At 64.6% G+C, this 13,632-nt stretch carries 10 protein-coding genes and 1 pseudogene; all 11 read left to right on the forward strand.

Annotated features, from left to right (window positions below; all coding sequences use genetic code 11):
* Positions 1-4: 4 nt before the first annotated feature.
* Positions 5-925, forward strand: a complete 921-nt coding sequence (locus tag ACREB4_RS18730) for an XrtA-associated tyrosine autokinase (protein ID WP_431589763.1) — start codon at positions 5-7, stop codon at positions 923-925.
* Positions 906-2,372 carry a TIGR03016 family PEP-CTERM system-associated outer membrane protein gene (locus ACREB4_RS18735; RefSeq protein WP_431589764.1) on the forward strand — a complete coding sequence of 489 codons (1,467 nt, stop codon included), beginning with the start codon at positions 906-908 and terminating at the stop codon, positions 2,370-2,372. Before ACREB4_RS18730 ends, ACREB4_RS18735 begins: the two co-directional genes overlap by 20 nt.
* A 9-nt stretch (positions 2,373-2,381) precedes the next feature.
* Positions 2,382-4,538 carry an XrtA/PEP-CTERM system-associated ATPase gene (locus ACREB4_RS18740; protein WP_431589765.1) on the forward strand — a complete coding sequence of 719 codons (2,157 nt, stop codon included), beginning with the start codon at positions 2,382-2,384 and terminating at the stop codon, positions 4,536-4,538.
* 90 nt (positions 4,539-4,628) lie between these two features.
* Complete coding sequence (locus tag ACREB4_RS18745) at positions 4,629-5,627, forward strand: polysaccharide deacetylase family protein (protein ID WP_431589766.1); 999 nt, start codon at positions 4,629-4,631, stop codon at positions 5,625-5,627.
* Positions 5,628-5,842: 215 nt separating this feature from the next.
* Positions 5,843-7,252, forward strand: coding sequence for a TIGR03013 family XrtA/PEP-CTERM system glycosyltransferase (locus ACREB4_RS18750; protein ID WP_431589767.1), 1,410 nt, complete (start codon positions 5,843-5,845; stop codon positions 7,250-7,252).
* 158 nt (positions 7,253-7,410) lie between these two features.
* Positions 7,411-8,442, forward strand: coding sequence for a lysylphosphatidylglycerol synthase domain-containing protein (locus tag ACREB4_RS18755; RefSeq protein WP_431589768.1), 1,032 nt, complete (start codon positions 7,411-7,413; stop codon positions 8,440-8,442).
* Between the two features lie 34 nt (positions 8,443-8,476).
* Positions 8,477-9,508 (forward strand): glycosyltransferase family 2 protein, encoded by a 1,032-nt coding sequence (locus tag ACREB4_RS18760; RefSeq protein ID WP_431589769.1) that lies wholly within the window; start codon positions 8,477-8,479, stop codon positions 9,506-9,508.
* Positions 9,509-9,552: 44 nt separating this feature from the next.
* Positions 9,553-11,352, forward strand: a complete 1,800-nt coding sequence (locus ACREB4_RS18765; protein ID WP_431589770.1) for an ArnT family glycosyltransferase — start codon at positions 9,553-9,555, stop codon at positions 11,350-11,352.
* Positions 11,345-12,088, forward strand: a complete 744-nt coding sequence (locus ACREB4_RS18770; protein ID WP_431589771.1) for a phosphatase PAP2 family protein — start codon at positions 11,345-11,347, stop codon at positions 12,086-12,088. Before ACREB4_RS18765 ends, ACREB4_RS18770 begins: the two co-directional genes overlap by 8 nt.
* Before the next feature lie 76 nt (positions 12,089-12,164).
* The gene (nadA, locus tag ACREB4_RS18775; RefSeq protein WP_431589772.1) at positions 12,165-13,286 is read left to right on the forward strand and encodes a quinolinate synthase NadA; all 1,122 of its coding nucleotides are present in this window, start codon (positions 12,165-12,167) and stop codon (positions 13,284-13,286) included.
* A gap of 32 nt (positions 13,287-13,318) precedes the next feature.
* Positions 13,319-13,632, forward strand: a pseudogene (locus ACREB4_RS18780) (nicotinate-nucleotide diphosphorylase (carboxylating)); the annotation flags it as partial.

Here is a 13,632-nt window from a genome sequence, read left to right on the forward strand (position 1 = left end):
CACCATGAACACCATCGAACAAGCCGCCAAACGCCTCGAAGAACTCCGCCGCGCCGGTGTTGACGTCGGCCAGCCCACCGCCGCGGCGCCGCCCCCACCTTCTGCGCCTCCGCAGGAAGCACCGGCGCCCGTCGTCACCGTGAAGGCGACCGCGCCAGAACCTGAATCACGCCGGGTCGACGCGCCCGACGAAGAACGGCGCTCCCGAAGCATCGACCTGAATCTGCTTCACATGGAACGTTGCGGCCTGCTGGTGCCTGGTGCGCCGCGATCGCAGCTGGAAGAAGAGTTCCGCATCGTCAAGCGCCCGCTGCTCGAAAACATCCGCGGACAGACGGCCATCCGGCCCAAGCGCGCCAACATCATCATGGTCACCAGCGCCCTGCCCGGTGAAGGCAAGACCCAGACCGCCATCAACCTGGCCGTGAGCATCGCCATGGAGCTGGACCACACCGTGCTGCTGGTCGAAGCGGACGTCATCCGTCCCTCGGCCCTCGAGCGCATGGGCGTGTCCGTGCCCCGAGGCCTGCTGGACCTGCTGACGCACCCCGAGACCGAGCTGTCGGACGTGCTGCTCAAGACCAACATCCCCAAGCTGACCCTGCTGCCCGCCGGCCACTCGAATTCCAGGTCGACCGAACTCCTGGCCAGCGCGGCCATGGACGCCTTGCTCGAAGAACTCGCGACCAAGTACCCCGACCGCGTCATCATCTTCGACACGCCGCCCCTGCTGCCCAGCACGGAGTCGCGCGTGCTGGCGTCGTCCATCGGCCAGGTGCTGATGGTGGTGGAGGCGGGCAAGACCCCCCTCAACGCGGTCAAACAAGCCTTCGCGACCGTGGAAAGCTGCCCCGTGGTGATGTCCATGCTCAACAAATACACCGGCCCGAAAGGCAACCGCGCGTATGGCTACTATGCGCCGTGAGCCCGCCCTGCTCCTCTGCGCGGCGCTGTCCATGCTTCAGCTCGAAGCCCATGGCCAGAAGCTGGTGCTCAAGCCTGGCATCGACGTCATGGCGACGGCCACCACGAACGCATCGCCGACCAACGAGGCGCCCCGCAAGGACCTGGTGATCAGCGTCTCCCCTGAGTTGAGCGCCAGCTACGAAGGCGCCCGCTCGCGCATCGATGGTCGGATCAGGGTCGACAACGTCCACTACGTGCGCAACAGCCAGCCCGACCGGTCCCTGCCCGACGGGGAACTGGTGCTGCGCTCCAACCTCGTGGACCAATGGGGCGGACTCGATGCATCGGTGCAAACGCACCAGATCACCAACCCCCTGGACCCCAGCCGTTTTCCCGACAGCTATACCTCGACCACGGCCCGGCTGGTGCCCTTCATCCAGCACTCGTTCGACGCCAACACCCGGCTGAAGGCCCAACTGGAACGCGCGGTCATCGATGCCTCGGAGGAGGGCATCGCCACCCAGTATTTCTCCCGGCAATCGGTTCGGCTGGAGCGCCTGCCCACGCCCATCGGCACCTGGCTCGAATGGAAGGCGGAAGACACAGAAGTCTCCTCTGCATCCATCGACCAGCGCACGGCAGCCCGCACCGGCCTCAGCTACGCCCTCGACGACGAGCTGTTCACCGGGCTCATCCTGGGACGGGGCACCGCGAAGTACCCAGCCGGCCAACGCGAAACCGAGACCATCCGGGGCCTGATGCTGTCATGGCACCCCAGCGAACGGATCAACTTGAACGCCAAGGTGGAAAAGCGCTTCTTCGGCACCGGCTGGAAACTCGACTGGAACCACCGCACCAAGCTGTTCGCCTGGAGCATCACCTCCGAGCGCGATGCCACCACCTACGCGGCCACCGCCGACAACCTGGGGTCGTTCAACCCTGCCGAACGCCTGACGCCAGAAGACCCGACCATGTCCACCCCCGGTGACCAAGCCCGCGCCGAACTGGCCAGAAGGCAATTGGCGCCGTTGCAGGCCCTGTATTCACTCACGCCCACGCTGCGGCAGACCCTGCAAGGACGCTTCGTGTTGATGGGGCAACGCAACACTGCGAGCCTCACGGGGGGCGTCGACAAATCGGGCCCGGTGTCGCAAGGCGTCGCCTCTTCGACGGCCGACCAGATGCGCTTCCTGGAACTCCAGTTCACCCGGCTGCTCACGCCATCGACCACGCTGGGCACGGGCGTGCGCTGGCGGCAAAGCAACGTCACGACCAACCTGGGACTGCCGGGCAACCTGCTGCCCATCGGACGCTCGCGCGACGTGACCTGGCGTGGCGACATCGTCACCCGGTTGTCCCCCCATGCTTCGGCCACCTTCGGTCTTCGGCACCAGATCGTTGACAGCACCCAACTCAACGCCAGCGATGAATCGGCCATGTTCATCGGCGTGGGTTACCGCTACTGAAACGGCCCCATGTACGAGAACCATTTCGGCTTCACCAGCGCGCCCTTCCTGCTCAACCCGGACCCCAGCTTCTTCTTTGACAGCAAGGGCCACAGCAGCGCCTTGTCGTACCTCAAGTTCGGCTTGTACCAGGCGGAAGGCTTCATCGTCATCACCGGAGACATCGGGGCCGGCAAGACCACGCTGGTGCGCACCCTCCTCAACGACATCGACAACGAGAAGGTCGTCGCGGCCCAACTCGTGAGCACCCAGTTGGAAGCCGGCGATCTGCTGAGGGCCTCCATCACCGCCTTCGGCATCCCCAGCAAGGGCAGCAGCAAGGCCGACCTCATCTCCACGCTCGAGGCCTACCTCACGCTGCTCGCCACGCAGAAGAAACGCGCGGTCCTCATCGTGGACGAAGCGCAGAACCTGAGCCGCGATGCGATCGAAGAACTGCGGATGCTGTCGAACTTCCAGTTCGGCAACCAAGCCCTGCTCCAGAGCTTCCTGATCGGGCAGCCCGAGCTGCGGACCATGCTGCTGTCAAGGTCGCTCGAGCAACTGCGCCAGCGCGTCATCGCCTCTTACCACCTCGGCCCCATGGACCGGGATGAAACGCGCCGCTACATCGAGCACCGGCTGCGCAAGGTCGGCTGGACCGACAACCCCCACATCAGCCCAGAGGCATTCGACGAATTCTACGAATGGACCTCGGGCATTCCGCGGCGCATCAACCTCCTTTGCAACCGGGTGCTGCTGGGCACTTTCCTGGCGGGTGAGCACGACATCTCCGCCGCCACCGTGTCGCGCATCGCACAGGAAATCCGCGCTGAAATCGGCGAGCCGGCCGTCAGCAGTGGCGGCGGCTCGGCACCACCGGCCATCGCACCGGCGGTGACCCTGAAGGAATCGGTCATCCCGACGCTGACGCAGGGGCTCGACGGCCCCGTGCCCACCAGCAGCTGGTCCGCGCCCGACATCCAGGCGGGTAATCCGCCAGACACCCCCTTCCTGCTCTGCCTGACCGGCTCCCGGACTGGCTGCCTGCGCGCGGCCCCCTTGCTCAAGGCCCTGGCGACCCGATCGGACCTCCCACCCGCCCGGCTGCTGCACATCGACACGCCGGGCCATTTCGAACTGACCCAGGACTGGTCGGAGCATCTGGGCTTGCGGGCACCAGACTACCGCCTGCGCCTGCCGGCCGGCACCGGCCTGTCCCACCTGGCCGCAACCCTGCAACAGCTTGACCAGTTGTTCGGGCAGCACCACCCGGTGGCGATCGTCGTGCAGGCCGGCGACGACACCGCGCTGGCGGGCAGCCTGGCCGCCCAACGCCATGGCATCCCCATCGTCCACATGGAAGCTGGCCTGCGCAGCTTCGACCGCTCAAGGCCCCAGGAAGTGAACGGCATGATGTGCGATCACATGGGTGAACTGCTGTTCACGTCGGAATGGGTGGCGCACGACAACCTCGCCCGCGAAGGCATTCCCGCCGACAGGGTTCTGTTCGTGGGCAACCTGCTGATGGACGCGATCCGCAACATGCTGCCCCAGGCCTCACCGCCCAAGTACACGCTGCGGCAACTCAACCAGCCCACCGACATCCTGAAAAGCAAGCACGGCGTTGGCGTGGTCTACCTTCGCCAACTGGATGGCATCGCCACGCAAGCTGAACTGGCCGCCCTGGTCGACATCCTGCGGGTGGTGGGCAAGGACATTCCCCTGATCTGGCCGATGCACGACAGCACGCGCACCCACCTGGACCACCTCGGCTTGCTGCACGGCATCCCTGACCATCAGATCATGGTTCTGCCGCTGATCCCATATCACAAAATGATCGGCTTGCTGGGGAACTCCGCTTGCGTGCTGACGAACTCATCCACCATCCAGGAAGAGGCCACCATCCTCGGCGTGCCTTGCCTCACACTGCACAATTACACCGAAAGGCGAATCACGGTCGAGCAGGGAACGAACATCGCGGTCGGCCTCAATGCCAGCGTGATCAGCCGCGCGGTGGCTGAAATCTTGCGTGGAGGCGGAAAGAAAGGTCGGCTGCCCAAATTCTGGGATGGGCAGACGGCCGTCCGCATGACAGAGCATCTCGTGGCCTGGTTGAAAAGCAAAGGCGTGGTTCACCCGCTTCGCTCCGACCTGGCTTCTGTTAACTTTTCATCGGAGCAATGACCGTCATTCGATGCCATCGACCCGAGAAAATTCACATGATGAAGCTTTACCCATGGCTGGCACCGCCTTTGTGCTGAGGACCTCCAGGACATGACCGTTGCATCGACATTGTTGCGTGCGGCAGGTGGCTGGGTGTCGCCAGGCGGTCCCACGGGCAAACTCACCATCCTGACCTACCACCGTGTGCCATCCGGGGTGGATCCTCTGCTGTCCAACGACCAGGTGGATGCCGCCAAGTTCGCGAAGCACATGGCCGCCATCGCCGATTGCTTCAACGTGCTGCCCTTGCCGCAAGCCCTGAACCACCTCGACCAAGGCACTTTGCCCAGTCGCGCGCTCAGCATCACCTTCGATGACGGTTACCAGGACAACTACACCACCGCCCTGCCTATCTTGAAGCGCCACGGCCTGAAAGCCACCTTCTTCGTTTGCAGCGGCTACCTCAACAACGGCCTGATGTTCAACGACGTGATCCTGGAATCGCTTCGTGCCTGTCAGGCCAAGGAATTGGACCTGTCATGGCTGGGGCTGGGACTGCTGCCTGTCTATGACCTGGCCGCCAAGCGCCAGGCTTCGCAAAAAATCCTCGACACGGTTAAATATCTCCCGTTCAATGAACGAGAGCATGCGTGCGATCGCCTTTGGCAAATCGCCTCGCCAAGCGAAGCACGCCCGCAGCTGATGATGACGGACGAACAGATCCGCGACCTGGCTGCGCAGGGCATGACCATCGGGGGGCACACCCACACCCACCCCATCCTCAGCCGCGTGGACCTCGACAGCGCCCGGCAGGACATTGCCCTCAACCGCAGACTGCTGGCCGGCCTCATCGGCCATGAACCGACGATATTCGCCTACCCCAATGGCCGGCCCGTGCGTGACTACGGCCATGAACACGTCAAGCTGCTGAAAGAATTGGGCTACCAATCCGCGGTATCCACCGCTTGGGGCGTGGCCATGAAACATGGTGATCGTTTCCAGCTTCCAAGGTTTTCACCCTGGGATGACGACCCAAAACGGCTGGTCATGCGCCTGTTCAAAAACGCCATGAATGGCCAGAATCCCTTGGTCGCCACAGGGGCTTCCTGACGTCGCCAAAAAACAATGCCGTTCAAGGGCAATTTTGGCCAATACGCCAATTTTTCACGGTATTTCCCATAACCCCCTTGAGTTAGGGCCCCCCCCTCGTTTGGAGGATTATTTTGGGCATGGGTCCTGCCGATAATCGCCTCATTACAAATAATTACGGGTTAAGCAGGTTGTTGCATTGCTGCACGATCTGCCTGGTCTTGAGAGGCGAACCAATGTTCCGGGTCTTCCAGCACCACATTTCCATCGCGACACTGTCCGAGCTATTGGCGGACAGCCTGACCAGTTTCCTGGCCATCGTCCTGGGGGTGATGACATTCATGCACATGTCGGGCACATCCCCCGATCTGGTTAGCATGTCGACTGCTTTGTGGGCGGGCCTCGGTTTCGCTTTCGTGATGCCGCTGCACTGCGGACTCCTGGGCGTGTACCGCGAGGGTTCCGAGCGCAAGACCCCCCGAGCCAAGTTGGGCCGCGCCCTGTTGGGTTGCCTGATGGGCGCCCCGATTGCCTACCAACTCGCCATCAAGACCATGCTCGACGGCACCCAGGCTTACCAGCTGATGGGTTTTGCCGCCGCTTACCTGGTGGTGGGCCTGCTGGTGGTGCGCGGTTACCTGATGACCACCTGGCGCGGTGCCTTCGTGCAACAGCGCATCCTGATCGTCGGCACCGGCAAGGAAGCCCATTCCGTGGCCTCCGACCTCAAGGCACGCCGCGTGCAAGGCCATTCCGTCATTGGCTTCTACCCCGCTGGCGATGGCGACCTGGGCGTCACCGACAAGCGCTTCAACATCTTCTCCAACACCCTGTCGATCGGCGACATCATCCAGCGCCACGAGATCAACCAGATCATCGTGGCGGTGAAGGAGCAACGCGGCGGCAGCGTGCCCATGGACCAATTGCTGTCCGCGCGCATCCAAGGCATTCCTGTGCTCGACCTGGCCGCTTTCTACGAGCAGACCACCGGTGAAGTGCCCGTGGACAGCTTGAAGGCCAGCTGGCTGGTCTACGGCCAGGGTTTTGCGCAAGACCGCACCCGCATCGCCATCAAGCGCCTGTTCGACATCGTCAGCTCTTCCGTGCTTTTGCTGCTGGCTTCGCCGATCATGCTGATCACGATGCTGGCCATCAAGCTGGAGAGCGAAGGTCCGATCATTTATCGCCAGGAACGCGTGGGCCTGGGCGGCAAGGGCTTCATGTGCCTGAAGTTCCGCAGCATGCGCACCGATGCCGAGAAAGACGGCGTCGCCGTGTGGGCCAAGAAGAACGATTCGCGCGTGACCCGCGTTGGTGCCTTCATCCGCAAGACCCGCATCGATGAGCTGCCTCAGATCCTGAGCGTGCTCAAGGGCGAGATGAGCATGGTCGGCCCACGTCCCGAGCGTCCCACCTTCGTCGATCAGCTCAAGCAGCAGATCCCCTATTACGACATCCGCCACAGCGTCAAGCCAGGTGTGACGGGTTGGGCGCAGGTCAAGTACAGCTACGGTGCGTCGATTGAAGACGCGCTGCACAAGCACCAGTACGACCTGTACTACGTCAAGAACAACTCCTTGTTCCTGGATCTGCTGATCCTGTTCGAAACCGTCAGCGTGGTGATCTTCCGCGAAGGTTCGCAGTGACCGGTCGCTGACCCCAGACTTCCGCCCGCTTTCGATGGCGCACCCCACCCGGTGCGCCATTGTCGTTTCTGGCCCCCTGCTGTCTGCGAATGGGCCGCAGGATGCGGGACAATAGAGGGTTGCCTCGGTCTGTACTGGATCAAGTACCTGCCCTTCCTGTGACCATCCTTCAAACAGCCTCCGCCCTCGATGCCTCCGCGACCCGCTCGCGCTTGAAGCTGGTGCTGGCCTGGGTGTTTGGCATGGCCCTGTTGGGTTGGCTGCTGTCGCGCACTCCCCTGGCACCCATCGTCGAAGCGGTCCAGCGTCCTTCGGCGGGCACCTGGGCGCTGACGCTGGGCGGATTGCTGCTGAGCTATGGCTTGCGCGGCGCCCGTCTGCAAGTCGTGTTGGGACTGGAGGGCGGCCACCCAAGCACCTCACGCCGCTGGCTGGGTCTGCGCACAGACGCGTTGCGCGTGATCCTGTTGCACAACGCCGCCGTGAACCTGCTGCCCATGCGCGCGGGCGAACTGAGTTTTCCCTGGCTGGCCGCCCGGGAGCTGAAACTGCCCCTGCCGCGGGCCATCGTCTGCCTGATGTGGATGCGCTTGCAGGACCTCGCGGTGCTGGCCGGCCTGGGTCTGGCCCTGTGGCCCGGCCTCTCGTGGGCCGTGCGCTTGTCGGGTTTGCTCAGTGTGGCCGCGGCCTGGCATGGCGGGTGGTGGCTGCTGAAGCGGATGTTGAGCCGACAAAAGCAGCACGGTGGGGAGGTCAAAGGGTGGCGGGGCATGGCCCTGCGCCTGCAGGCGGCCTTGCTGGAGCCTTCGCACCACCGCCCCGCGGCCTGGGGCCTCACCCTGGCCAACTGGGCCCTCAAGCTGGCGGCCGGGGCCACTTTGCTCAGTGCGATCAGCCAGGTCACCTGGCCGGTGGCCTGGGCAGGCGCCCTGGGTGGAGAACTCGCCGCCATTTTCCCTTTGCAAGGCCCAGCCGGCTTTGGCACCTACGAAGCGGGGGTCTGGGCTGGTGTGGCCGCGTTGCTGGACCACCATTCGCCCCTGCTCGCGCAGGTGGTGGGCGCCGCGCTGGCCTTGCATGTGTGTTTCCTGATCTGCGCCGTTTGCGCGGCCGGCGTGGCGGCTTTGCTGTCAGGCCCCTCGCGAAGGTCGGAGACGCCAGGGGATTTGCCCCCGCGTCATCCCGGCTGAGCAAGGTCGCCTTAGTTTGTTAGAAAGTTCATTCATGAGTTCAGCGCCGACGCCCTCTGTCGCCCCCTTCTCCGCCATACCGGATCACCGCGTGTCGATCGTCGTGCCCATGTACAACGAGGTGGACAACGTCGTGCCTTTCGTCAACGCAGTCCATGGGGCCCTGGCCGACTACCCCTGGCCGTGGGAACTCATCATCGTCAACGATGGCAGCCGCGATGGCACCCAGCAGGCCCTGGATGAACAGGCCAAGCTCCGCGGCCCGCATGTGCGACCCATCCACCTGTGGCGCAACTTCCGCCAGACGGCGGCCATGCAGGCCGGCATCGACGCCTCGCGCGGCGACGTGATCGTGACCCTCGACGGTGATTTGCAGAACGATCCCAAGGACATTCCCGCCATCGTGGCCAAACTGGTCAACGAGGACCTGGACCTGGTGGCCGGCTGGCGGCAGAACCGCCAGGACGGGCTGTTTCTGCGCAAGGTGCCCTCTCAAATCGCCAACCGCCTGATCCGAAAGATCACCGGCCTGGAGTTCCAGGACCTGGGCTGCAGCCTGAAGGCTTACCGCGCGAGCGTGCTCAAGCGCGTGCGCCTGTACGGCGAGATGCACCGATTCATCCCCGCCTGGATGGCCACCGTCACTTCGCCAGCGCGCATGTCCGAACTGCCAGTCAACCACCACGCACGCACGCTGGGCGAGTCCAAGTACGGCATTTCGCGCACGCTGCGGGTCGTGCTGGACCTGCTGGCCGTCAATTTCTTCCTGCGCTTCGCTGGCCGCCCCGGGCATTTCTTCGGTGGCGTTGGCCTGGGCGTGGGGCTGATTGGCAGCTTGATCCTGAGCTATCTGGGCGTGTTGAAGATGTTGGGTAACAACATCGGAGGACGACCGTTACTCTGGTTGGGATTTTTCTGCGTGCTGGGTGGTCTACAGTTTCTGACCACCGGCGTTCTCGCGGAACTGCTGATCCGCATTTATTACGATCGGGGCGAAGTGGCCCCCTATCACACGACTGAAGCGCCAGCCCAGGCTCCGGACCAGGGCTGGCATCGCCAAGCCTGAAGTTTGGCCAAATCACCTTTGCCTCATCGACCATGAACACAGAGATGTCTGATCAACCGTCCGTTGCGCAGGACCAGCCCGCCCCACTGGCCGCGTCCGCCCGGCCCTCGGGTCAGCGCTGGCCCCGGCTGTGGGGTCCACGCATGTGGAAATTGCTGGCCCTGGCCGTGGTCTTGACCCTGTACCGATTCTGGGTGGTCAAGCACAGTGGCATTTCCCTGTTCTTCGACGAATCCCAATACTGGGACTGGTCCCGCCAGTTGAGCTGGGGCTATTTCTCCAAACCGCCGCTCATCGCGGGCCTGGTGGCGCTGAGCACCAGCCTGTTCGGCTCGGGCGTGTTGGGCGTCAAGGCCCTGTCCATCCTGGTCTACCCATTGACGGCGCTGGCCATGGTCGGCCTGGCGCGCGCGCTGTGGCCCACCAGCAGTGGTGTGCGCACCGGCATCGTGGCGGGTGCCTTGTTCCTGACCACCCCGGTGGTGGGTTTGCTGGGCCTGGTGGCAAGCACCGACGGCCCCCTGATGCTGTGCTGGACGCTGGCGGCCTGGGCACTGTGGCGGGCCCAGGTGACCAACCGCCTCGGTTTGTGGGCCTTGTGCGGCCTGGTCGTCGGCATCGGCATCATGGACAAGTACACCATGGCGGCTTTTGGCCTGACGGCCATCTGGGCGCTTTGGGGCGTTCACGGCCCCAAGCGCGGCTTGCTGCGCCTCGGCCCATGGGTTGCGGTGCTGGTCGCGGCCGCGGTGGTGTCGCCCAACCTCTGGTGGAATGCCCAGAACGGATTCCCGACCCTGCACCACACAGCCGAACTGACGGCGCAATCCGGGCGGCACGGCGGCTTCCTGACCTTGCTTGAATTCGCGGCGGGGCAACTGCTGATGCTCGGCCCCGTCACGCTCGTGGCCGCCTTGTGGCTGCTCAAGCAATCCGCCAATGCCACGGGCGCCTCGATCCCACCCAGCCAGTGGGCCGCGTCCAGCCAGATGATGCCGCCCAGCCAGTGGCGCGCTTCAAGCCCGGTGTTGCCACCCAGCCAGTTGAACATGCCGGGTGCGCGCGAAGCGGCCCATGGCGAGGGCCGGCCTCAGGCGATCCGCACCTCGGCGTACTACCTGGCCTCGATGTCGTCCTACCGGTTCCTGTGGGCCATGAGCCTCCCGCTGCTGTTGATCGCGCTGGCACAGGCCTTCTACGCGGGCGCCCACGTCAACTGGGCCGCCCCGGCCATGATCGGCCTGACCATGCTGGTGGCCTCGCGCCTGAGCCAGCCGCTGGTGCCGCTGGCGGCGCCCCGGCCCAAGCAATGGCTGGCCGCGGTGCTGATCAGCAACCTGGTCCTGACGGGCGTGGCCCTGCACGCCAAGGATGTTGGGGGCGACAAGCTGCCTTCCAAGCTCGACATCATGGTGCGCATGCGCGGCTGGCAGGAAGCTTTCGAGCAACTGGCCCCCGTCATGGAAGAGCCCACGATTGCGGGGCTGCCCGTGCTGGCCGACCAGCGCCTGTTGCTCAGCCAGACCGCCTACCACTGGCGCCGCTTCAACCCGAAGATCCTGGCGTGGAACCCCAAGAACCTGCGGCAAGACCACTACCAGCTCACGCAAAGCCTGAGCAACAAGGTCGGGCAGGACATGGTGCTGGTGACCAACGAAGCCAACCCCACCGCCATCCTGCAGCGCTTTGCCATCGTCCGGGAAATGAAGAGCGTGGTGGTGCCCACGGGCCCCGATCGGAACCTGGAACTGCACGTCTTCTTCCTGCGTGGCTTCCTGGGCTACGACGAGAAGTCCTACCTGGAACAAAGCGGCGGTTCGCACAATGCGCCGGTCGATGAGTAAGTCACTCGCCAGCAGCCAGGAAACCTTTGACGAAGCGCCCTGGATCTGGGGTGTCCTGCTGCTGTGCGTGGTCATGTTCGCGGCGCTCCCCGATCTGGACCTGAGCGTGACGCGGCACCTGTACACGCCTGGCCTGGGCTTCATCCACGCCCATGATCCCCTGGTGCTCGCGTCCTACCACTGGACGCCGCTGGTGGGCCGCACAATTCTGGTGGCCCTGGCGACCCTGGCTTTGCTGGGCCCAGTGCTGTCGCGCCTGATGCGCTGGCTGGGTTGGGATGAGTTCGCGCAAGGCTGCCTGGGCACCTGGCGGCGCATGGCGGCCGTGGCCGTGATTTGCGGCGTGATCGGCCCGGGCCTGGTGGTCGAGGTCTGGTTCAAGAATGAAGTGGGACGGCCACGCCCCGTGCAGGTGAAACAGTTCGGGGGCGACCACCTTTTCGTGGGTGTCTTCGAGCACGGCGACAAGCCCGAAAACCACCGCAGTTTTGTCAGCAGCCACGCCGCGGCCGGCTTCTGGCTGATCAGCCTGGGCTTGACGTCGGGGCCGGTGTGGCGACGCCGCTGGCTGCTCATCGGCATCGCCTGCGGTGCGGCGATCGGGCTCGGGCGCATGATGCAGGGCGGCCATTTCCTGAGCGACATCATTTTCGCGTTCTACGCGGTCTGGATACCTTGCCAGCTCATCGCGGCGCTGGACCGGCGGCGGCAAGCCACACCGCGCCATCCGCAATGACCTCATCCCCTCGCCTCGCGCCCATCTGGGCTAGCATTCCAGCCTGGATTTTTTCCGCGCACCCCCTCTGCCGACCATGAGTTCCACCGAGACCGTCGTCTACGACTACACCCGCCAGGACGCCACCGGCGCCAGTTGCACGGCCCATGCCTGGGCCAAGGTGCCCGCGCCCTTGAGCCCCCCACAGCGCGAGGCCACCAAGGCCCGCATCAAGCAACTGCTGGCCTCGCAGAATGCCGTGCTGGTGGCCCACTACTACGTCGATGGCGACCTGCAGGATCTGGCCCAGGAAACCGGCGGCTGTGTCTCCGACTCGCTGGAAATGGCGCGCTTCGGTCGCGACCACGAGGCCAAGACCCTGATCGTGGCTGGCGTGAAGTTCATGGGCGAATCCGCCAAGATCCTGAGTCCCGAAAAGCGCGTGCTGATGCCCGACCTGGACGCCACCTGCTCGCTCGACCTGGGTTGCCCCGCCGACGATTTCGCCAAGTTCTGCGATGCCCATCCCGATCGCAAGGTCGTGGTCTACGCCAACACCAGCGCCGCCGTCAAAGCACGCGCCGACTGGATGGTGACGAGTTCGTGCGCATTGGCCATCGTCAGCCACCTGAAGGCGCAGGGCGAGAAGGTGCTGTGGGCACCCGACCGCCATTTGGGCCGCTACATCCAGAACCAGACCGGCGCCGACATGCTGATGTGGAACGGCGAGTGCATCGTGCACGACGAGTTCAAGGGCGTCGAACTGCAAATGATGCGCGAACAATACCCCGATGCCCTGATCCTGGTCCACCCCGAATCGCCCGAAAGCGTCGTGGCCCTGGCCGACGTGGTCGGCTCGACCTCGCAACTGCTCAAGGCCGTGGTCGAGTCCAAGGCGCAAACCTTCATCGTCGCCACCGACAACGGCATCCTGCACCGCATGCGCCAGTTGGCGCCCACCAAAACACTCATCGAAGCCCCCACTGCCGGCAACAGCGCCACCTGCAAGAGCTGCGCTCACTGCCCGTGGATGGCGATGAACGCGCTGCAAGGCGTGCTCGACTGCCTGGAAAAAGGCACTGGCGAAATCACGGTGGACGAAGGCATCCGCGTGAAGGCCCACGGCTGCATCGACCGCATGCTCGACTTCGTGGCCCGCAACCCCGCCGCCCTTCAAAAGCCCGCCCAGGGCTTCGTTCCCAACATCGGCGCCGCCTGAGCCGCGCCCTTCCCCGCTTTGCGCTGACCACCATGTTCGACCACAACGAGACCCTGCCCGAGGCGCGTGAGCGCAACATCCGCGACGCCCTGTTCGAAGACGTGGGGGTGTGCGACTGGACCGCGCAGCTGGTGCCCGCGGGCCAGCGCGTCAAGGCGCGCCTGCTGGTGCGTGAGCAAGCCGTGCTTTGCGGCCGCGACTGGTTCGAAGGCTGCCTGTTCAAGCTCGACCCGCAAGCCCAGATCACCTGGGCCTATGCCGAAGGCGCCCTGATGTCGCCCGACACCGAGGTCTGCCTGATCGAAGCCGATGCGCGCGCCCTGCTGACCGCCGAGCGCGTCCGCGG

Origin of the sequence: Aquabacterium sp. (assembly GCF_050725395.1) — a bacterium.
Taxonomy (GTDB): domain Bacteria; phylum Pseudomonadota; class Gammaproteobacteria; order Burkholderiales; family Burkholderiaceae_C; genus Aquabacterium.